Source organism: Cardiobacteriaceae bacterium TAE3-ERU3 (genome assembly GCA_019218315.1).
GTDB lineage: Bacteria > Pseudomonadota > Gammaproteobacteria > Cardiobacteriales > Cardiobacteriaceae > JAHUUI01.
Window position 1 is genome coordinate 55,001 of record JAHUUI010000003.1, and the last position, 21,282, is coordinate 76,282.

At 46.2% G+C, this 21,282-nt stretch carries 18 protein-coding genes; 7 read left to right on the forward strand and 11 right to left on the reverse strand.

Annotation, left to right across the window (positions count from 1 at the left end; genetic code table 11):
- Positions 1-18: 18 nt before the first annotated feature.
- From KRX19_06465 to KRX19_06475, 3 genes are all read right to left on the reverse strand, one after another.
- A complete protein-coding gene (locus KRX19_06465; protein ID MBV7434669.1) occupies positions 19-861 on the reverse strand; it encodes a hypothetical protein in 843 nt (280 codons plus the stop codon).
- A gap of 195 nt (positions 862-1,056) precedes the next feature.
- Positions 1,057-2,334: an MFS transporter gene (locus KRX19_06470; GenBank protein MBV7434670.1), complete on the reverse strand. Its 1,278-nt coding sequence runs from the start codon at positions 2,332-2,334 to the stop codon at positions 1,057-1,059.
- A gap of 72 nt (positions 2,335-2,406) precedes the next feature.
- Positions 2,407-3,636 (reverse strand): M24 family metallopeptidase, encoded by a 1,230-nt coding sequence (locus KRX19_06475; GenBank protein MBV7434671.1) that lies wholly within the window; start codon positions 3,634-3,636, stop codon positions 2,407-2,409.
- A gap of 99 nt (positions 3,637-3,735) precedes the next feature.
- On the opposite strand from KRX19_06475, the gene KRX19_06480 reads away from it, so the two are divergent.
- The 7 genes from KRX19_06480 (at position 3,736) to KRX19_06510 (ending at position 13,499) form a co-directional block, all read left to right on the forward strand.
- Positions 3,736-4,689 carry a GlxA family transcriptional regulator gene (locus tag KRX19_06480; GenBank protein MBV7434672.1) on the forward strand — a complete coding sequence of 318 codons (954 nt, stop codon included), beginning with the start codon at positions 3,736-3,738 and terminating at the stop codon, positions 4,687-4,689.
- A 68-nt stretch (positions 4,690-4,757) separates the two neighbouring features.
- Entirely contained in the window at positions 4,758-5,018 is a 261-nt protein-coding gene (locus KRX19_06485) for an HPr family phosphocarrier protein (protein ID MBV7434673.1), read from the forward strand.
- 131 nt (positions 5,019-5,149) lie between these two features.
- A complete protein-coding gene (gene ptsP, locus KRX19_06490; GenBank protein ID MBV7434674.1) occupies positions 5,150-6,871 on the forward strand; it encodes a phosphoenolpyruvate--protein phosphotransferase in 1,722 nt (573 codons plus the stop codon).
- A 74-nt stretch (positions 6,872-6,945) separates the two neighbouring features.
- Positions 6,946-8,874 (forward strand): fructose-specific PTS transporter subunit EIIC, encoded by a 1,929-nt coding sequence (locus tag KRX19_06495; GenBank protein MBV7434675.1) that lies wholly within the window; start codon positions 6,946-6,948, stop codon positions 8,872-8,874.
- Positions 8,875-9,004: 130 nt separating this feature from the next.
- Positions 9,005-10,468, forward strand: coding sequence for a glycoside hydrolase family 1 protein (locus KRX19_06500; GenBank protein MBV7434676.1), 1,464 nt, complete (start codon positions 9,005-9,007; stop codon positions 10,466-10,468).
- Positions 10,469-10,605: 137 nt separating this feature from the next.
- The gene (ptsG, locus tag KRX19_06505) at positions 10,606-12,555 is read left to right on the forward strand and encodes a PTS glucose transporter subunit IIBC (GenBank protein ID MBV7434677.1); all 1,950 of its coding nucleotides are present in this window, start codon (positions 10,606-10,608) and stop codon (positions 12,553-12,555) included.
- Positions 12,556-12,902: 347 nt separating this feature from the next.
- Positions 12,903-13,499: a hypothetical protein gene (locus KRX19_06510; protein MBV7434678.1), complete on the forward strand. Its 597-nt coding sequence runs from the start codon at positions 12,903-12,905 to the stop codon at positions 13,497-13,499.
- Between the two features lie 228 nt (positions 13,500-13,727).
- On the opposite strand, the gene nagA is transcribed toward KRX19_06510, so the two are convergent.
- From nagA to KRX19_06550, 8 genes are all read right to left on the reverse strand, one after another.
- Complete coding sequence (gene nagA / locus KRX19_06515; protein MBV7434679.1) at positions 13,728-14,849, reverse strand: N-acetylglucosamine-6-phosphate deacetylase; 1,122 nt, start codon at positions 14,847-14,849, stop codon at positions 13,728-13,730.
- Positions 14,850-14,876: 27 nt separating this feature from the next.
- Entirely contained in the window at positions 14,877-15,317 is a 441-nt protein-coding gene (locus KRX19_06520; protein ID MBV7434680.1) for a PTS sugar transporter subunit IIA, read from the reverse strand.
- Between the two features lie 73 nt (positions 15,318-15,390).
- Positions 15,391-16,341: a PTS system mannose/fructose/sorbose family transporter subunit IID gene (locus KRX19_06525; protein MBV7434681.1), complete on the reverse strand. Its 951-nt coding sequence runs from the start codon at positions 16,339-16,341 to the stop codon at positions 15,391-15,393.
- Positions 16,341-17,135 carry a PTS sugar transporter subunit IIC gene (locus KRX19_06530; protein MBV7434682.1) on the reverse strand — a complete coding sequence of 265 codons (795 nt, stop codon included), beginning with the start codon at positions 17,133-17,135 and terminating at the stop codon, positions 16,341-16,343. Before KRX19_06530 ends, KRX19_06525 begins: the two co-directional genes overlap by 1 nt.
- A gap of 12 nt (positions 17,136-17,147) precedes the next feature.
- Positions 17,148-17,624, reverse strand: a complete 477-nt coding sequence (gene agaB / locus KRX19_06535; GenBank protein ID MBV7434683.1) for a PTS N-acetylgalactosamine transporter subunit IIB — start codon at positions 17,622-17,624, stop codon at positions 17,148-17,150.
- Positions 17,625-17,728: 104 nt separating this feature from the next.
- Entirely contained in the window at positions 17,729-18,898 is a 1,170-nt protein-coding gene (locus KRX19_06540) for an SIS domain-containing protein (protein MBV7434684.1), read from the reverse strand.
- On the reverse strand, positions 18,895-20,178 hold the full coding sequence (locus KRX19_06545; protein MBV7434685.1) for a class II D-tagatose-bisphosphate aldolase, non-catalytic subunit: 1,284 nt from the start codon (positions 20,176-20,178) through the stop codon (positions 18,895-18,897). The genes KRX19_06540 and KRX19_06545 overlap by 4 nt, the downstream gene beginning before the upstream one ends.
- 17 nt (positions 20,179-20,195) lie before the next feature.
- A complete protein-coding gene (locus KRX19_06550) occupies positions 20,196-20,978 on the reverse strand; it encodes a DeoR/GlpR family DNA-binding transcription regulator (GenBank protein MBV7434686.1) in 783 nt (260 codons plus the stop codon).
- Positions 20,979-21,282 lie beyond the last annotated feature (304 nt).

A 21,282-nucleotide genomic window follows, 5' to 3' on the forward strand; every position in this document is an offset into this window, starting at 1 on the left:
GGTAAATCCTTTATATGGTCAAAAAATAAAATAAACAGCTATAGATGAAATAAAAGAAACTACAAATGCTATTATCACCCCCCATTTTATTTTACTTTTAAAGCTTTCTTTTTTATCATATTTATTAACAACATCACCCCAATAAAAAACATAATTATCAAATAATCCAAAAAACTTTTTTGAACTTAGAAATATAATAATCGAACAAAAACACATTAGAAGAATAATTGTAATAGTAAAAATAAAAATAAAATCGTTATAATCATTACTATATTTTTCAGAAATTAAAAAATTAATCTTCTCATCAATACCCTTAGACATTAATTCAGAAAAATTAATTTTTTCAATTACTAATTTACGCGAATAATTAAGGTATATTATAAGTGGAACAAATGAAAGCGGCATAAATGAAAGTATATATTTTGATATAGTTTTTATAAAAGTTGGAAACCAGCTTTTCTTCTCTTGTATCCGTAACACTTGAGAGTCAATTTCATCCATTAATAGTAAGCACCATTCTCTATTTTCATACTCAACATTAATTTTTATTTTTATTTCATCATTTTTTGAAAAAACAACAGAACACAATGTCCTTTTGTATTCAATATTACTATCATCTAATATTTTTATTTCTATCTTGGATATTTCCCTACCACCCGCATTTTCATCTTCTAAAATCCTTTCTAATCTATCTGTTTCAAAAGAAAAATCATCTTCTCTTTCCATTTCAAACACAACATAACTATTATCAATTTTACTCGATTTCTCTTTTAATATTGAGTAGATTTTGGTTAAATGCGTTTCTGTTAAAATGAAATTAACATTCTTATATTTTTTAAATTTTCTTGCCCTATCCTGCATAATCTATCCTTTAAGGTTTAAATTAAAGTGAAATATAATTAGAAATAAGTTGCCACTTTCAAGCTGAGCTTACATAAGCTACGATACGAATAATTTTCACTATTGAATTTCGATGTGCTTTCTTCTTATTTCATAATTCAAAATACTGGCTATCGGAGTGACCGGCATTTTTCTGCTTTCCTTATTTCACGATCCTCAGCGTAACTCATCACGGCTACGCTCCGTGGCTTGTGCCATCGCAATAACGGCGACTACAGCAATGGCAATCAGATACCACGCCGGCGCTAGCTTTGAACCAGTTACATCAATCAGCCAGGTAGCGATTAATGGTGCCGTACCACCAAGTAAGGCATTAGCAAGGTTAAAGGTAAATGCAAAGCCGGTGTAGCGCACATTAGTCGGGAAAATCTCACTGAGAAAAGCGGGCAATGTGCCATCATTCATTGATAGCATCGCACCAAAGACAATCTCGATCAGGATGATAAACAGTACGCTTTCGGTATTGAGAATACTGAACAGCGGTACAGTAAAGACGATAAATACCACACATGCAGCCATCAGCATTTTCTTGCGCCCAAAGCGATCCGACAACGTTCCCATCAAGAAAATCAGACCGATATAAGTGAACAGCGATACCGATGTCGCAATAAACGACGTCGTTTCATCAATCCCAATTTCCTGAGACAAATAAGTCGGCATATAGCTAAGCACGAGATAGAACGCCACTGCATTGAGACTTGCCACCATAAAGGCAATCACCAACTGCCGGCGGTGGTGAATAAACAGGTGCTTGATCGGCGTGTGGTGATTGGCATTTTTTTCTTCCATCGCCTGAAAATGCGGGGTTTTTTGCAGTTTTAAGCGAATATAGCGGCCAATCAATCCCATCGGACCAGCCATCAAAAATGGAATACGCCAGCCCCAATCAAGCATAAATTCTTCACTGAGCATATTGGTCATCACCGCAGCCATCAGCGAACCAAGCAACAACCCGGCAGCCGTACTTGCCGGCACGATGCTGGTGTAAATTCCACGCTTACCTTTTGGCGCGTATTCAGCAAGAAATGCCGAAGCACCTGCATATTCACCGGATGCCGAAAAACCTTGAACCATACGCAAAATCAGCAGCAGAATCGGCGCGAATACGCCAATCAATGCATAACTGGGAATCAGTGCAATTAAAAAGGTCGAGACCGACATGATCAGAATTGACCATGACAACGCATTCCGGCGGCCAAACTTATCGCCAATCGTGCCCCAGAAAATGCCGCCAAATGGACGGACAATAAATGAGATGGCAAATACCGCAAAAGTAGAGAGTAGCGCTGCTGTACTGTCTTGCTCAGGAAAGAATACTTTGGAAATAATGACGGCAAAATAACCATAAGCCGCGTAGTCAAACCATTCAACGAAATTTCCGATAAAGCATGCCGTTGAAGCCTTGCGCAAATCCTGCTCCTTAATCAGCGGCAGGTCTCCGGTGGTGGTCGAAGACATATATCTCTCCTTGCTTTAAGTAAAGCTTATTTAATAATTAGCAGCCAATTATGCCGCAATAATGTTGTGCGCTGGCCCGTAAGGAAAGCCAGTGATATTCTCAGCACCGTTTTCAGTGATGACGAGAATATCGTGCTCACGGTAGCCTCCAGCGCCCGGCTGGCCGTCAGGCAACATGATCATCGGTTCGATCGAGACCACCATACCCGGCTCCAGCACCGTCTCGACGTCCTCACGGAACTCAAGCCCCGCCTCACGACCAAAATAGTGCGACAGCACGCCGAATGAGTGACCATAACCGAAAGTACGGTATTTAAGCAAACCGTAATGCTTGAAAATTTTGTTTAATTCTTTCGCCACATCACAACAACGCAGCCCCGGCTTGAGCATTGAAAGCCCTGCTTCGTGTACTTCAATATTCACCGCCCATAGCTTGCGTGAGGCTGCATCCGGCTCGCCAAAAAACAGCGTGCGTTCTAATGCGGTGTAATAGCCACCAATCATGGAAAAGCAGTTCAGGCTTAAAATGTCACCGCGTTGCACCCTACGACTGGTAACCGGATTATGTGCACCATCGGTATTGATGCCGGATTGAAACCACGTCCAAGTATCCATCAGCTCTGCATGCGGAAAACGCTTGGCAATTTCACGAACCATCGCCTGTGTGGATGCCAGTGCAACCTCATATTCAGGTACGCCTTCTTTTATTGCGGCAACCAATGCTGCTCCACCCACATCACAAACCTGCGCACCCTGCTTAATATGGGCTATTTCTTCAGCCGACTTAATCATGCGCATATGCATACACGCCGTACTGACATCAGCAAATTCAACCTCTGGCAAGGCCGCCTGTAAGCGGGAAAATCGCTCTAACGGCAAATGATCAAACTCGATACCAACCCGCCCTTTGTTTGCAACCAACTCACGCACAGCTCGGTAATAATTATCGCGGTTCCAATCGGTGTAAACCAAGTTATCTCCATTAACCGTACGCCACCATGGTTGTCCACCATCAATATTTGCTGAAATAGTAGTCAGCGTATCTTGCGTCACGACCAGCCCATACGACCGGCCAAATTGGCAAAACATGAAGTCGCTGTAGTAATTAATGTTGTGGTAGGACGTAAATAACACACTGTCGAGCCGTTCTTTAAGCATATAAGCGCGCAACTTCTCGACCCTGCGCGCAAATTCTGCAGCCGAAAACATCGACTCAACCTTTTCGCCATTATGAATGCGCAACAAATCAGGTAAATCTGCCACCGTCGTTATCGACATCTCCAACCTCCATAAACTTGCTTTACTTTAAATTCATCCTAGCTTAGTTTATGAGTCATAAATATTCCCAAACCGACCAATAACACGCAAAAAACGACAATGACCACCTATACCATCAGCTTTTTACTTCTCGATGGATTTTCAATGATCGCCTTCACTAACCTCGTCGAGCCGCTACGCATTGCCAACTACTTGCTTCATAGCACAGCTTACTCATGGCAAATCTCCGGCTTTGGTCAGGCTGCGACACAAGCCAGTAATGCACTCACGCTTAACCACACACACGAACCCGATGCACTACTCAACGCAGATATGCTGATCGTCTGTGGTGGCTACGACTTACGCCACACCATCAACTCAAAAGTACGCCAGCTGATAAACCGCGCCGCGGCACGAAAATTGATTCTCGGCGGAGCTTGCACCGGAGCTGTGGCACTCGCAGATGCGGGTCAGCTCAACAACTACGCAGCCACGTTGCACTGGGAAAACCTCAGTGCCGCACGCGAACAATATCCATCAACCCATTTCCGGCAAAACCTGTTTATTGCCGACCGTGACCGCCTCACTTGCTCCGGAGGCACTTCAGCACTCGATATGGCATTGCATATTATCTCCAGCCATCACGAACCAACATTGCTCACACGTATTGCGGACATATTCATGATCGAACACATCCGCCCTACCGCTGCTTTGCAACACATGCCACCGCACATCCCACCCGGCAACACCCATAAGCACTTAAGAGACGCACTTATCATCATGCAGAACACCATCAGCGACCCCATTCCCACAGCTGACATCGCAGACAAGATCCACCTCTCATCCCGCCAGCTTGAGCGCCTGTTCAAGCAACACTTGAGCACCAGCCCGGCTCGCCATTACACCCGTTTACGCCTAGAGCACGCCCGATCACTCTTACTACAAACTGACCTTAGCATCACAGCAATCAGCACTGCCTGCGGCTTTAGTACAGTGTCAAACTTTTGTAAAAGCTACCAAAAACACTATCAAATCACGCCCGGAGCTCAGCGCAAAAACATTGCCATATTTTGAGATTGGCAAAAAATGTGAATTTATACGACAATAGGCATTACCTCGAATCATCTATATGGAGAAATAAGATGCAAGAACAAAAACTCACTTTGACTAACGCTTCAGGCCTGCACGCCCGTCCGGCAAAAGACTTTGTCCAAATCGCAAAAGGCTTTGAAAGCAGCATCACGATTGTCAAAGGCGACAACAGCTACAACGGCAAATCACTGATGAAGCTTCTGCAAGCTGGCCTTGCTCAGAATGACGAGCTGACCCTGCAAGCAGACGGGGCTGATGAAGCCGATGCGATCACAGCACTGACTGACTTCATCAACAACCTCGACGAATAGTTCGAATCAAAAAAGCGGTCATCATGGCCGCTTTTGCACAAGTGAATGACTGTGATCTAAATTAAAGGTACACACGCATCAATAAGCAGCATCATGCATGCATTGCTGTACCAAACCGAAACGGAGTAATCATGAATATATACAAAGGACTCGCTGCCTCACCTGGAATTTCTGAAGGTGTACTGTGGCATTATCGGCCACAGCAACCGAAAGTTGATTCACGCACCATCGATGAGTCGGAAATCAGTACGGAACAACAGTCTTTTCATGATGCCCGTAAAACGGTCGATACGCACTTAGCAGCTATTTTTGAGCGCGTACTCGCCAAGCAAGGCAAAGAAGAAGCAGAGATTTTTGCCAGCCACCGTGAACTGCTTGACGATGAAGAACTCGTTGGCGATATCGTTAGCCTGATCAACGACGACAAGCTCACTGCTACTGCAGCGGTCAAGAGTTATCTCGATGATGCCGCCGAAACCATGCGCCAGCTCGATGATCCATACTTGCAAGAACGTGCTGCCGAGTTCCTCGATTTGCAGAAAAATATCTTACTCGCACTCAATGGCCTCCCACTTGCCGGCCTTGGCAACGTCGCTAATAACAGCATTATCGTCGCTGAAGATCTCACGCCAAGCGAAACTGCACAGCTCGATATCGATGATGTGCGCGGCTTCGTTCTTGAGCGCGGCGGCCTGACCAGCCACGTTGCGATCCTCGCACGCAACCTCGGCTTACCAGCCGTGATGGGCTTAAGCAATATCATGAGTGCTGGAAAAGATGGCGACAAAGCGCTGATTGACGGCAGTACAGGTACTTTTATTATCGAACCTGATCAAGCAACTCAGCGTATTTATGCGCAAAAGCACGAAGAGCAGAACCGCCGCAAAGCCGAGTATGCCAAGCTGTATGGCAAACCAGCTGTCACCAAGGACGGCGTACACTTCCCACTCTATTCCAACATTGGCTCCTCCGCCAATTTGCACCTGATCGAAGAGAATGGCAGCGAAGGCATCGGCTTATTCCGCTCTGAATTCCTGTTTATGGAAAGTGCTCAGGCACCAAGTGAGGAAGAGCAGCTTAAGGTCTATCAGGAAGTTGTTGAGCACATGGAAGGCAAGCCGGTTATTCTGCGCTTGCTCGACATCGGCGGCGACAAACCACTCAATTACATGGACTTCAAAAGCGAAGACAACCCATTCCTTGGCTGGCGTGGCGTGCGTCTGTATAAAGATCACCCGGAAATTTTCCTCAGCCAGATTCGCGCAGCGTTACGCGCATCAGCCTTTGGTGACCTGCGCATTATGGTGCCGATGGTCATTGGTGTTGATGAAATCCGCTGGGTTAAAGAGCAGTGCAAAGAGCAAGCTGAGAAGCTTCAAGCAGAAGGATTTAAGGTCAACCCTGATATCCAAGTCGGTATCATGATTGAAACCCCGGCTTCAGCCATGGTCGCACCACAGCTGGCCAAAGTTGCTGATTTCTTCAGCATCGGCACCAACGATCTCACGCAATATACCCTTGCAGTGGATCGCGGTAATACACGCATTTCCGAACTTTACGACAGCCTGCATCCGGCCGTATTACGCCTGATGGACATCACCTGCCAAGCCGCGCATGAAGCTGGCATCGAAGTTGGCATTTGTGGAGAAATGGGCGGGCAAGCAGAAGCCACTCCATTACTCGTCGGCATGGGTATGGATGAAATTTCTATTTCTGGCCATGGCGTACCTGCAGTTAAATACGACATCATGCACCTTGAGCAAAAAGCCTGCCGTGAGCTACTCAATCGAGCTATTGCCGCGGAAGACAGCACCGAAGTCAGAGCCTTAATTCAGGATTTTATTAACCATTAAAAATCTATTGACTCAGTATTGATATAGGGCGTTATTATTAACGCCCTATTTTTTTGTCTGCAAAGGTACCCATTATGCTGATAACCACAGGCCTCATTGCAACCAATGAGTGCATTACAGATAAGGATGCAGCCCTGACCCGACTGACTGAGCTGCTTGTAGAGAATAATAAAGTTGAAGCAAGCTATATTGAAGGCATGCGTGCTCGCGAACAACAGATCAACACCTATCTCGATCAAGGTATTGCCATTCCACACGGCACACCAGAAAGCCGATGTGATATTCACGAAACAGCTATTGCTTTTCTGCAAGTTCCAAACGGGATTGCCTGGGGTGAACAGGGAGAAACAGCTACCCTCTTGATCGGCATTGCAGCCAAAGGTGATGAGCACCTCGATATTCTGCGCCGATTAACAGGCATTCTCGATGACGAGCAGACTTTACACACCCTAAAAACCACCAATGACAAAGCACTGATTGCGCGGATTCTCAATGGTGAGGAAAGTGGCAACGCTAAGACTGAGGCACCTACAAATACCGAAGCATCGCTATCCGAACAAAGCACCGAATCCAAGGGGCTGATTATCGGTGTCACCTCTTGCCCTACCGGTATTGCCCATACTTTTATGGCAGCAGAGAGCCTAAACAATGCTGCTAAAGCGCTTGGTTACCGCGTCAACATTGAGACTCAGGGCAGCGTCGGTACTCAAGATACGCTAAGTGATAGGGATATCAGCGACGCTGAAGTCGTTATCATTGCATCTGATACCAGCGTCGATCTAAGCCGCTTTAATGGCAAACGCATTTACCAAACTAACACCAAGGCTGCCATCAATAATGGACGGGCTACAATCGAAAGAGCACTTGCAGAAGCTTCTCTCTTAAACAAACGCAGCAGCAACAACGCACAACAGGCATCACCACAATCAAGCACATCTGCACTGTCATCCGTCTATAAACACTTGATGACTGGTGTCTCTTTCATGCTGCCCTTTGTCGTCGCTGGTGGCTTGCTGATTGCACTTGGCTTTGCCTTTGGCTCATGGCAGTTTGGCGATCAGGGCATCTATATTTATGAGGCTGAATACGCAGGCAGCATCGGGCAAGTATTATTTAATACCGGTAAAGCAGCCTTTGCGCTATTTGTGCCAATACTCGGCGGTTATATTGCCTATTCTATTGCCGGCCGCGCTGCTATTGCCCCGGGTATGGTTGGCGGTTTTCTCGCTAATAGCGAAGGAAGCGGGTTTATTGGTGCGATCATTGCCGGTTTCATTGCCGGTTACCTGATTGCAGCGCTGACCAAATGGATCAAATTACCCAAATCCCTCGATGGTCTCAAACCAATTTTGATCTTGCCATTGCTTGGCACCATGATTGTCGGCTTACTGATGTTCTACCTGATCGGCGATCCTGTTACAAGCCTCAATAATAGCCTCACCACCTGGCTGCAATCCATCAGTGGCGTCAATGCTGCTGTGCTTGGTCTCATCCTCGGCGCAATGATGGCTGTCGATATGGGTGGACCAATCAATAAAGCAGCGTATGTTTTTGCAACCGGCCTCATCGGTTCGGAAGTCTATGCGCCAATGGCAGCCGTCATGGCTGCTGGGATGACGCCACCGTTGGCCATTTTTTTCGCCAGCATCATACGCCGTAATTTATTTAGCACAGAAGAACGCGAAGCAGCCAAAGCAGCTGGTGTCATGGGCCTGGCCTTCATTACCGAGGGTGCTATTCCCTTTGCTGCACGTGACCCATTGCGCGTCATCCCCGCATTGATTGCCGGTAGTGCAATAGCTGGTGCGATGAGTATGGCTTTTGATTGCTTACTGCGCGCACCACACGGTGGCCTATTCGTATTATTCGTGCCCAATGCAGTCAGCAATCTTGCTATGTATATTCTCAGCATTGTGATCGGAACGGCCGTCAGTACTGCGGCTTTGATTTTGCTGAAGCCGCGCGTTAGTGGCCAAGCCGTAAACGCACCAACACAAGCTTAAGCCAGCATCAGTGCATGTAGTCAGCGTGTGTCAGTACCCTCAGGTATTGGCATACGCTCGGTACTACAGCGCAAGCAGCAATACCTAGCCAAATATGGCATTAGAGTATGCCGCAAGAATAGGATGAAAGATGAAGCAAACAAAAATCAGTTTTCCACAGGGTTTTCTATGGGGCGGTGCTACTGCTGCAAATCAGCTTGAAGGCGCAAGTGATATCGGTGGTAAAGGGCTATCAAGCGCTGATGTGATTCCTTTTGTTCCACCCGAGAAACGGGTGCAAGATCATACAATGGAAATCAGCAGTGATACTTTAGCCCGAGTCGTATCAGGTAACTTCAAAGGCCACTTCCCCAAGCGCCACGGTATTGACTTCTATCATACCTACGAGCACGACCTCGCATTAATGAAAGAAATGGGCTTTAAAGCATTTCGTATTTCTATCGCATGGACGCGTATTTTCCCTCAGGGAGATGAGCGTCAACCCAATGAAGCAGGGCTCGCATTTTACGATCGCCTTATCGACTGCATCATCAAGAATGGCATGCAGCCCGTCGTCACGCTATCACATTATGAAACGCCCATCGGCCTGACTCAAAAGTGGAATTCATGGATAGATAGGAGGACGATTGATTGCTTTGTCCATTTTGCTGATACTTGCTTCAAGCGCTACACAGATCGCGTAAAATACTGGATAAATTTCAATGAAATAAACATGATACTACACTCGCCTTTTACTGGCGGAGGTGTACTCATCGACCGTATCCCTGAAAAGCAGCAACAGCAGGCAAAATATCAAGCACTCCATCACACCTATGTCGCCAGTGCCATAGCCGCACAAAAATTGCATGAGACAAACCCGAATGCACTCATGGGCTGCATGTTAGCTGCTACCCCGACTTACCCCCTAACCAGCGATCCTCAAGATGTTTGGAAAGCCCAGCAAGTTAATAAAGTACGCTGTTTACAGTTCGCCGATATCTTTGTGCGCGGTGAATATCCCGGCTACATGGAAAGATTTTTGCGCGAACACAATATTAAAATACACAGAAGCCAAGAAGATTTGGCACTGATGAAAGCAAACCCTGTAGATTATATTTCACTCAGCTACTACATGAGTGCCTGCGTTAGCAGTAGTGAAGATACAGCGAAACCCGGCAACTTAGTACAAGGCGTGGATAACCCCTACCTCACAAAAAGTGATTGGGGGTGGCCAATCGACCCCATGGGGTTGCGTATATTACTCAATGAACTTTGGGAACGTTATCAAAAGCCTTTGTTTATTGTCGAAAATGGCCTTGGCGCTCAAGACGAAGTGAGCGCTGACGGGAAGATTCACGATATTTATCGCATAAACTATTTACGCCAACATATTCAGGCCGTTAAAGAAGCACTCAAAGATGGTGTGTGCTTGATTGGCTACCTCAGCTGGGCGCCTATTGATTTGATCAGCATGAGTACAGCACAAATGAGTAAGCGATACGGGTTTATCTATGTAGATCAAGACGACTACATGCAAGGCAGCAAAAAGCGAATTAGAAAGGATTCTTTTTATTGGTATCAAAAAGTTATCTCAAACAATGGAGAAATTTTATAGCATTCATTGATTATTTAATCATCTCTTTCTGAAATAAACACAATTGTCAATCGACTAAAATGGTTATAATACAAATTGGTAATTGTTTCCACCAAAACGAATCAGCCATTTTTAGGATAAATACAGAAGGAGAATAAATGTCAAATTTATTTGCTAATTTGCAGAAAGTCGGTAAGGCTCTCATGCTGCCTGTATCGGTATTACCCGTTGCAGGCATTTTACTGGGTGTTGGTGCTGCTCATTTCAGCTGGTTGCCAGAAATTGTTTCAAACATTATGGAACAAGCAGGTAGCTCAGTATTTGGACAAATGCCATTACTGTTTGCCATCGGTGTTGTTTTAGGCTTCACAAGAAATGATGGCGTTGCCGCTTTAGCCGCTGTCGTCGGTTATGGCATTTTACAGGCAACATTGGTTGTCATGGCACCTGTTGTTGGTGTAGAAGCCATTGATACTGGTGTTTTGGGTGGTATTTTGGCTGGTGCTGTCGCAGCTTGGGCATTCAACCAATTCTACAGAATGACACTGCCGAGTTATCTGGGCTTCTTCGCTGGCAAGCGTTCAGTTCCTATTATCACCGGCTTCCTCTCTATCCTTTTAGGTCTGATTCTGTCTGTCGTATGGCCGCCAATCGGTCATGCAATAGCCGTCTTCTCATCTTGGGCCGCAGAACAAAGTCCAGAATTTGCATTCGGTATTTACGGTGTCATTGAGCGTACGCTGATCCCGACAGGCCTGCATCATATCTGGAACGTACCGTTCTTCTTCGAAGCGGGAACTTGTGTTGATGCCTCAGGCGCTACACAGCACGGCATCGTAACCTGCTACTTGTCTGCTACCGAAGCAACCCGTACTCCGGAAATGAGCTACTTTGGGCAGCTCGCGGGCGGCTACTTATTCAAGATGTTTGGTTTACCAGCTGCGGCAATCGCTATTTGGCGCGCAGCCAAGCCTGAGAACCGCAAGATCGTTGGCGGTTTAATGATTTCTGCTGCATTGACGTCATTCCTGACCGGGATCACCGAACCAATTGAGTTTGCATTCCTGTTTGTTGCACCAATCCTATATGGCGTCCACGTTCTGCTTGCTGGTTGTGCTTATGTGCTAACCAACATGCTCGGTATCGTTCACGGTACGTCTTTCTCACACGGCTTGATTGACTTCATCGTACTGTCTGGCCATTCTCAAAAAATCTGGTTGCTCATCATCTTAGGATTGATTTACGCAGCTCTTTATTATGTGATTTTCACTGTTCTGATTAAAAAATTGGATTTGAAAACACCTGGTCGAGATGCTGATTTAACAGTCGATACTCAAGATAATGCTAGTGGCGCAGGCAATAACAGCATAGCTCAAGCATTAGTCGAAGCTTATGGTGGCAAAGAAAATATTGACAACCTAGACGCCTGCATCACTCGTTTGCGCATCACAGTCAAAGATGTCAATGCAGTCGATCAGGGCAAGCTCAAAGCGTTAGGCGCTGCGGGTGTATACGTTGCTGGCAAAGGTGTACAAGCAATCTTTGGCACCAGATCCGATAACCTGAAAACGGACATGGAAGACTGGATCAAATCCGGTACAACGAGTACTCAAGCACCAGCACAACCTGTGACCAAAGCAGAGCCAACACCTAAAGCAACGAATGAAACACCTACCATTCCTGCTGATTGGCGTATGCCATTAGAGGGTGAGGTTATTCCTTTAGCCGAAGTACCTGATCAAGTCTTTGCTGAAGGTACTATGGGTGCAGGCTTTGCAATCAAGCCAACAGGTAAACAAGTAGTTTCACCTGTAGCTGGCAAAGTAAGCTTTGTATTCCCAACCAAACATGCTGTAGGTATTATTACGGACAGTGGTTTGGAAGTCCTTATCCACTTGGGCATCGATACAGTCAAGCTGAAAGGCGAAGGCTTCACCAGCTTGGTTCAAGAAGGTGATGACGTCGTTGCTGGTACGCCGCTGATTGAGGCTGACTGGTCAGTCATTGGGCCGCAAGTACCGAGTATCATTAGCCCAATTATTTTCACTAATTTTACAGACGGTGAAGAAGTGGCGATTATTGATAATAAGCCTGTGATCAAATCCTAACTTTATAATCCAAAGTTGGTATACAGCAATGGCTCTGGATCATATCCAGAGCCATTTTTGTTTCAGCAGTCATTTTGGGGAATACAGGCCTATCCATTCCTCAGAGCGGAATTTATTCACAAAGTAAAATAGCGATACATACCACGCAGCGGTGTAGCAAAAGCCTTGGTCTGTTACTGGGTCGCGCTTAAAATATCAGGAACATCCCAATGGTATTCCCATTGAAATTATTAGCTATGAAGGACAGCAGAGCTATACAGGATTCTGGCAGATAACGGCTAGATAATACCTTTACACCATTAAACAAGCGTTCTCAATAATCCAACCTAAAACACAGGAAATATAAAATGATATATAAATGGATGAATGCTGATTCACGCTATGCGCAATACGATGGAAAAGAAGAAGTTGATGACACGGCTATTACATGGATGAGCCCCGTTCTTGGTGATCCATTACCGCCATTGTCACAATGGCGTACCCCAACTCTGACACAGTATATTGGCGATAATAGTAGTAAATCATCCAAAATCATTGCTGATTGTGTGAGAGGGCTTTCACCCTACATTAACCAAAAATCAGTCGATGCCCTGGCAGATATATGGGACAAGCATGCCACTTTATATCCCGTGATATTGGATGACAGACCTAATGAGCCTTATTATATGGTAGTGGTAAACACAGTGATTGATTGTATTGACCGCGAAGCATCAATTGGCAATATTGACAAAAATACGCTACACGGCAAAAAAGGCTACTTTAGTGGCATTACTCAATGGGTATTTAGAGAAGATGAGATTGGTGATAATGATATATTTGTATTACCAGATGATCCATCTACTAACTATGTGACAGAAAGGTTCAAACAACGGGTTATCGAAGCAGAATTGACAGGATTTGGTTTTGTGACAGAACAATTTGACGATAATCCATTTGTTTCTTAGGCCAACTCTGCTATTTTTTGTAGTATAAAAAGACCCCAGAAAACAGTTACAGCTCATAAAAGCCAGGCATTGTTCTGGTTTTATTTTTTGGCTACCTTGCGACCATGTTTCTCGAGTTCGGCTGTAGTTTATGCGCCACTCACGGCCTTACTTTTTCAAGATATAAAAAACGCCCCAATGTTTCCATTGAGGCGCTGATATCAGCCAGCTAATTCAACTGACTTACTGTTAGGCTTGATACCACTCAAGCAATTCCAAAGATTGATCAAGGCAAATGATATCTTCAACGCGGCGGTTGATGATACTGCCAAGGTCATCACGATCAATATAATGTGCCGGTGTGGTTACACTCATGCGCAACGCACTTTCAAGGTCGGCCTTCATATAACGCACTGCATTTTGCAGGCAACGCAATAAGGTGACGTGTGCACCTGCCAAAGAACCGAACTCATTGACGAGGCGATCTTCTTCGACGAATACCTTTTGCCCAGTAAGATCAAAACTCTTAATGTCGGTACCAATGGTATGCATTGAATCTGTGACCAACATCAAATGGTCATCACCAAGCAAGCGATAAGCAGTTTCCAACGCATAAGGGTGACTGTGCACTGCGTCGGCAATAATACCAGCGTACAAGCCCAAGCTAACCGCACTACCCACAGGACCAGGATCACGGCCACTAACCGGGCGCATCGCATTATACAAGTGGGTAATACCAGTCAAGCCCTCAGCGACGGCACTGCGCAAATCTTCATGGGTTGCCATGCTGTGCGCCATATTGACGTTCAGCCCCATTTCTGCGAAGCGAGCAACAGTACCTTTTGGCACTTGCTCAGGTGCAAGGGAAACGATACTGTGCTGTAACACATCCGCATACTGTTCAAAACAAGCAAAATCACTGTCATCCGGTATGCGAATAAAATCAGGGCGATGCGTACCTTTTTTCTCGACACACAGGAATGGGCCTTCAAAATGCCCACCAATCAAACCGGGAATACCGGCTTTGATACCATCAGCCACCGAGGCAATGGCCTTATGGTATTTGTCTTGTGTATCAGTGATAAAGGTTGGCAACATTGCAACCGTACCAAATTGACGGTGTCCGGCAAGAATAGTCTTGATGCCATCATGAGAATAATCGTCATTAAACAGCACACCGCCACCACCGTTGGCCTGCGTTTCGACAAATCCCGGTGTCAGAACGCCATCTATAACGATTGGTTCAACGCCGTCAGGACATTGCTCGAGTGCCACGATTGCCTTCGTCACGCCATTTTCGACTTTGAGCAAGTAATCGTCGCGCAATTTGCCTTTATGAAATAGCTGTTGAGGTTGATAGTACTGTGTCATGACTAACTCTCCATTAAATAAAGTGAATTAAATCCCGTCGTCGTCAGCGGCGTCCTGTTTTTTCTGCGCCTGACTGGCGAGTTTATCTGAATACAGCGTCATACATTCCTGAGCACTGCTGATAAGCTCTCGAGCAAAGGCTTTTAAATCATCTGCATCATCTCGTTCTACGCAAGCTTCTGTCAGCATTTGCAAATTCGCACCGCTAACCACTTCAGCATTAGGTAGAGCTGTGGCGAGTGCCGCACATTCACGGAATGGTGTGCCGCCGATAATGTCGGTAAGGAAAAGAATTGGGCCATCTGCACTTTCTACACATGCACTAAGCTTTTCACGCAGTACTTCAGGGGTCATGCCTTCACTAAAGTTCACCGCATCGCAGGCTGGGCTGTCACCGCATAACAAACGGGCTCCGGAAAGTAAGCCTTCTGCAAACTCACCGTGGCCGGAAACAATAATATGAATCATAGAATCTCTCCAAAGAGCATTCAAGACGAGATTGCACCGGCCAAAGACCGGTGCAATCGATAGAGTAGGCTTATTACTGCCCTACAGCTTGAGCTGCAGTTTCAATGCCCATACGAACATCAAGTACAGCTGGGTCGATGATATCGACGCCAAAAGCCATTTTGACTACAACAGGAAGCAAGGTGCAGAACAGACCAAATACGACGGTCATGATAACCAGACGCAGTGGTGAGCTGCCCTTCTTAATCCGCCACAGGATAAACATTGTCCACAGCAGTGGTAATAATGCCGGCATGATTGGATCAATCAAGCTACCTTGCAAAGTATAGACAAATGGTTCTGCTGTGCCTTTAACATAGCGGGTCAATTGCAGGCCTGAATCAAGCTTGACGTAGCTTGCAGTCATCGCACCGATAACGGTCAAACCAACAATGGATGCAGCATGCGCGAGTTTGCGCGTCTGATCCTTAAGGCTCTTGATCGCCGAAATACCCATCTTGTAACCGTAGCTAGCCAAGCCGAAACGCAGTGCAAAGTGCACAACGTTGAACAGTACCAAGAAGAAAACCGGACCAAGCCACGAGCCATTCAGTGAAAATGATGCACCGACACCACCACAGATCGATAGCAGAGTCAGCCAAAATACTGCATCACCGATACCGCCACCTGGTCCCATGGTTGAAACCTTAATTGCACGGATGGTATCAATACGTTCTTTCGATTCTTCCATCGCCAGAATCAGACCAGAGATGAAGGTAACGAGGAACGGGTGAGTATTGAAAAATTCCAAGTGCATTGCCATGGACTTTTTCAAGTCATTTTCGTTCTTATGGATTTTACGCAGCCCCGGCATGATGGTATAGAGCCAGCCGTTAGCCTGCATACGTTCGTAGTTGAATGACGCTTGCAATAAAAGCGAACGCCACGCCATAGTACGGATGTCTTTCGGAGTGATGACCTTATTGACGGTTTTGTCTTCGTATTCACCAGTCACGAATTCGACGTTAGTATTTTGCTGTTCCATTAGATGCCCTCCTCTTCTTCTGCACCACTGGCTACCGCGCCCTTTTCAGGAATGCTGTCGCGCAGGAAATATTCAATCAGCGCAAAGACGGTACCGACCAATGCAATTGCCAGCAAAGGTTGCTCGAAGTACGCAGCCAGCAAGAAGCCGAGCATATAGTAGGCAATGTATTGGCGTTGCAACATGATATTGAGCAAGATGCCGAAGCCAATTGCAGGCATCAAACCACCAGCCACTTGCAGACCATCTGTAATCCATTTTGGAATAAGATCTACCAATGTACGCGCAGCATCCGCACCAAAGTAGATGACGGAGAATGCGATCACGAAGTAGAACAGGAACAAAATGCTCATACCAATGTAGTTTAGGTTCGCCAAGCCACGGAAATTGAGTTTTTCCGCATAACCATCAGCGACACTCATCAATGGTGAGAACGCAGTGAACAGGAAAGTGATACAAACCTGCACAAAGATCGCAAACGGCACTGCAACGAGGATCGCCTGCTCTGCTGTCTGCCCTGTGATGATGGCAAATGCAGTACCGATGATACCGCCGAGTACCACGTTTGGTGGCTGCGCACCGGCGAGTGGTACAAGCCCCATCCACATCAGTTCAAAAGTCGCACCAGCAACCAGACCTGCTTCAGGGTTACCAAGGATAAACCCAACAATCGGGCCGGTAATAATAGGACGGTGAATATGGGTCAGAACGTTAAACAGATCAATCCCCGCAAACCCCGCAAAAAGGGCAACGGCCAAGGCCTGCCACAAGGTTACGTCAGCTATTGCTTCCATTACTGTCTCCTTTTAATCAAAGAGTGAAAGTATAGGTACTTTCTTGTCATCCGGTGTACCCTGCGCGGTGCAAGTCACCCCCTTTTCTTCCAGTTCGCGGAAGCAACGAATATCGTCTTCCGTGACCGAAATTACTTTGCTTACCTGCTTTTTGCCTTCTGCAAAATGCAGGTTACCCACATTAATCTTATCGATTGGCACGCCCCCTTCTACCAGCTTGAGCGCATTTTGCGGTGTACGTACAACGATAAAAATCTTTTGGCGATCCGCCGCCTTGTGAATAACATCAATCGTTTTTTGTAAGGTGAAATAACGCGACTGCGCTCCACCGGCAATCGCCATGTCCATCAGTGCTTGCTGGTTTTCATCAGCAGCCAACTCATCATCGGCGACAAGAACAAGATTGGCTCCGAGCCAATTTGTCCAAGTCATGCCAACCTGCCCGTGAATCAGGCGGTTATCAATACGTGTCAGTAAAATATTGGGCATATGTTTCTCCTTCGTCAATTAAAAGGCTGGCGGAGGCGGCACCAAGCATAATGCTAGATACTTGGCGCCAATCTCTCTAGATATATTATATCAATTTGTTAATTTCATTGTCCATAAGGATATAGCGTTACGCCCTGTACAACGCGATTTACCTCACCACTTGGGCATGGGTTATCAGGTGAAATATCAAGCCCGATAGACAAACGCAATCCAAGCAGTTGGACGTGTTGTACACCTAACACAGCCAATACATCATCCGGCGCACTATCAAGCGCGACGCCGTAAGCCAGACAATCAACCATATCGTGCTCGCCAAACTCCGGATAACGCTCAAAGAAAGCAGCACTGGCAATCGCAACCACGCGCGCAGCTTGTCCATCTTTCGCCAATTCACGAATGATATCGGCGTCAAACTGCTGGGTATAGCTGTTGTTACTCACCAGCACAACAATTACCGTTTCGTTATTAACCAATGATTTTGGGCCGTGGCGGAAACCAAGTGATGTTTCAGCCATAGTTGGAATAACACCGGCGGTCATTTCCAGAATTTTCAGCGCAGATTCACGCGCAGCGCCAAACATTGCGTTACTGCCCAAGAAGACCAGGCGCTTGGCATTAGCCATGCGATCATATACATCAGTGTTATAACCATCTTCGCAGATACGTGCACTTTCTTTGGCGGCAACCTCGAAATCCGGTAATGCCTGACCAGTTGCCTTACGGCACAGAGATGCCGTATAGAGCGTCATGGTTGAAAAGCTTGAAGTCATCACAAAGCTTTCATCATGCGTTGCAGGTGGCATCAGCAGGCTGATTACGCGATCATCTTTCGCCAGCTTACCGTTTTCGTTACAAGTTACCCCTACCGGGCGTACATCAGGTGCAACAGCGGCAATTTTCTCGACGCTATCGACGCTTTCCGGTGAATTACCAGAACGCGCAAATGCAAACAGCAAGCCATGTGCGCCCTTGCTCACGCAAGCTGCCGGATCACTGACGATATCGGTGCTGGCACTGGCATAAGCCCGTGCCTTGACTAATGGCGTTACCGTTGGGGCAACGATTTCCCCAACATAAGCCGACGTACCCGCACCGCTGAACAAAACACTCGCAGTACTGTCATTGAGTACTTCACCAATTTCACGCACTGCTTGCGCATCGCGCTCAAGTAATGCTGGAATTTCCTGCCAGCTTTCACCTTGTGCCGCTATTTCGCGTGCTGTTGCCGTCGCACCCTTTTCTGCAAAATAGTTTTTGTCGTGTTGACCAATCATACATTGCCTCCAGCTGCTGCTTTATAGTAAGGAGTTAGTGCGAAACGCACATGTTGACGCATCAGGTTCAGCGCAGTCAGCTCTTCGCCGCGGTCATGGCAAACTTCCAATGCCTGTGGCAAGTACTGATGCAGCACGCCATAAGGCATTTTCTTCTCGTCATAAACTTTGATGAACTTCTCAATTTCTGCCTGAATGTCAGGATGCGGCCAGTAATAACGTACACGATCTGACAAGCTATAAGTACGCAATAACGCCAACTCATGCTCATCACCGTGGTAATACTTCTGCCAACGACCAGGCTCGGCACACATCACCCTTTCAACCACAGCCGGAACATCGACGTCAGCATCAGGATAAACAGCCAGCAGCGCACGGTTCAGCGCATACAAAGCTTCGCGATAAGCAAAAGTCAAAGCTGGGCCAACTTTCAAAATGGCAAAGTGGTCGCGTACCAGATTCGCCATACCTGAGCCAGTTTGATAATCTGTTGAATGTGCTTCAAATACCGCATGTTCAAAATCATTGGCCAGCTTAGACAAATCAACAGCGCGTTCTGGCTGATAATCCACAACCTGATGGTGGTCAAATTCAACACCCGGCTGGACGACCAATCCAATGACGCGAGACCATACATCCTCACCTAAACCATGCTCGGCAAAGATTTGCTTGTGTACAGCGTATGTCTGCTTCGCTGCTTCTGGAGTTGTCGGTACCACACCTTCTTCAAGATCTTCCTGCGCACCACCCGGTACTGGCACTTCTGTACCAATGATATAAACCACCGGTTTGGTGCGCGCTTCTTCAGCAATTTTGCACAAGCGTGCAGCGCGCTCAGCGACCGTCTTGTCATCAAGCGGTACCGGATCATCAGCACAGCTCATGCTGCAATCAAGGTGAATTTTGTCAAAACCAGCTTTAGCGTACTGACGAATCAACTCATCAGAGAGCTCCATCGCCTCTTTAGCTGGCTTGTCCTGCCAAGTATTTGGGCCAAGGTGATCACCCCCAAAAACCAGACGATCTTCAGGGAAACCACTATCGAGCACCTTTTTGCGTGTCTGAGTAATAAATTCCTGTGGCGTTAAGCCCATATAGCCACCAAACTGATCGACCTGATTGGATGTCGATTCAATCAACAACACAGCATCATGTGCCAACGCCTCCTGTACAGCTGCGTCCAGCACCACAGGGTGTGCACTGCACACCGAGACCACGCCACCTTTACCAGTGCGTTTATGTTCAGCAATAATTTCTGCCAATAGAGACGTATCGACCATGACTTACTCCTTGCGTTTTAAGTTGCAACCATCACACGGATATTATGCTCGTGGCATATATCCAAATAAGATTTAGGCATCTCTTCATCAACAACGATGCCGGTAATATGTTCGAAAGAAAGGACGTGGCGAAATGACTTACGGCCAAACTTGCTCACATCTACCAATAAATACACTTCATCTGCATGCTGTGCCATCAGCTCCGTCAAGCGGGCATTGAGCTCATTGCTGCTGGTCAGCTCGGCATCGGTATCAATGCCATCAATACCGATAAATGCTTTCGCAAAGTGGTACTGCTTCAAATTTGCATGAGCCATCGTGCCACCGAAAGCCATAATGTCTTTACGCAGCTCGCCGCCTAATGCATAAAGCTGGGTATGCTGATGCAAGCTCAAAAGCCCCAGTGCCTCAAGACTATTTGCCATCACATTAATCGGCAAATCAGGCAACGCGCGCGCCATTTCCAAGGTAGTCGTACCACCGCCAATAATGATTGCACCCTCGCTACCATCAACCAAATTTAGCGCAGCATAGCGACCGATGCGTTCTTTAATCTTTTGGCGTACAGGATCTTGTTCTTTACTTTGGCTGGCCGTAAAAAACCGCTGACACAACACTGCGCCGCCAGATTCACGCCGTGCCACACCTTGTGATTGCAAATGATCCAAATCGCGATAAATGGTCATCAGTGACACACCAAACTCATCTGCTAGAGCTTGCGAAGAAACAATTCCTTCATGCATCAAGCGCTGCTGGATTGCTTCTCTTCTCTGAACGGAGTTTTTCCCAGAAGTGGTCATACTATCATCCTTTGTTTCTATTTGTGATTATATGTTAAAAACCTATATTTTGGCAACACATTTACTCTACCAAAACACCTTTGATTTGCCGTAATTATTCCATAAAACCAAGCAAATGGCATGTAATGTAAAAAAATTCTCCATAAATTGATAATACCTTAAGCATCACATGTTTAAGGTATTATTATCAATTTGGATTTCACTCAGAACCAATTTGTCTCTCGATGCTAATTTTTATCAATAATAACAATTATATATTATTCGCAAATAAGCCTTATGTGACTCATACAGTGATTGAAATTTT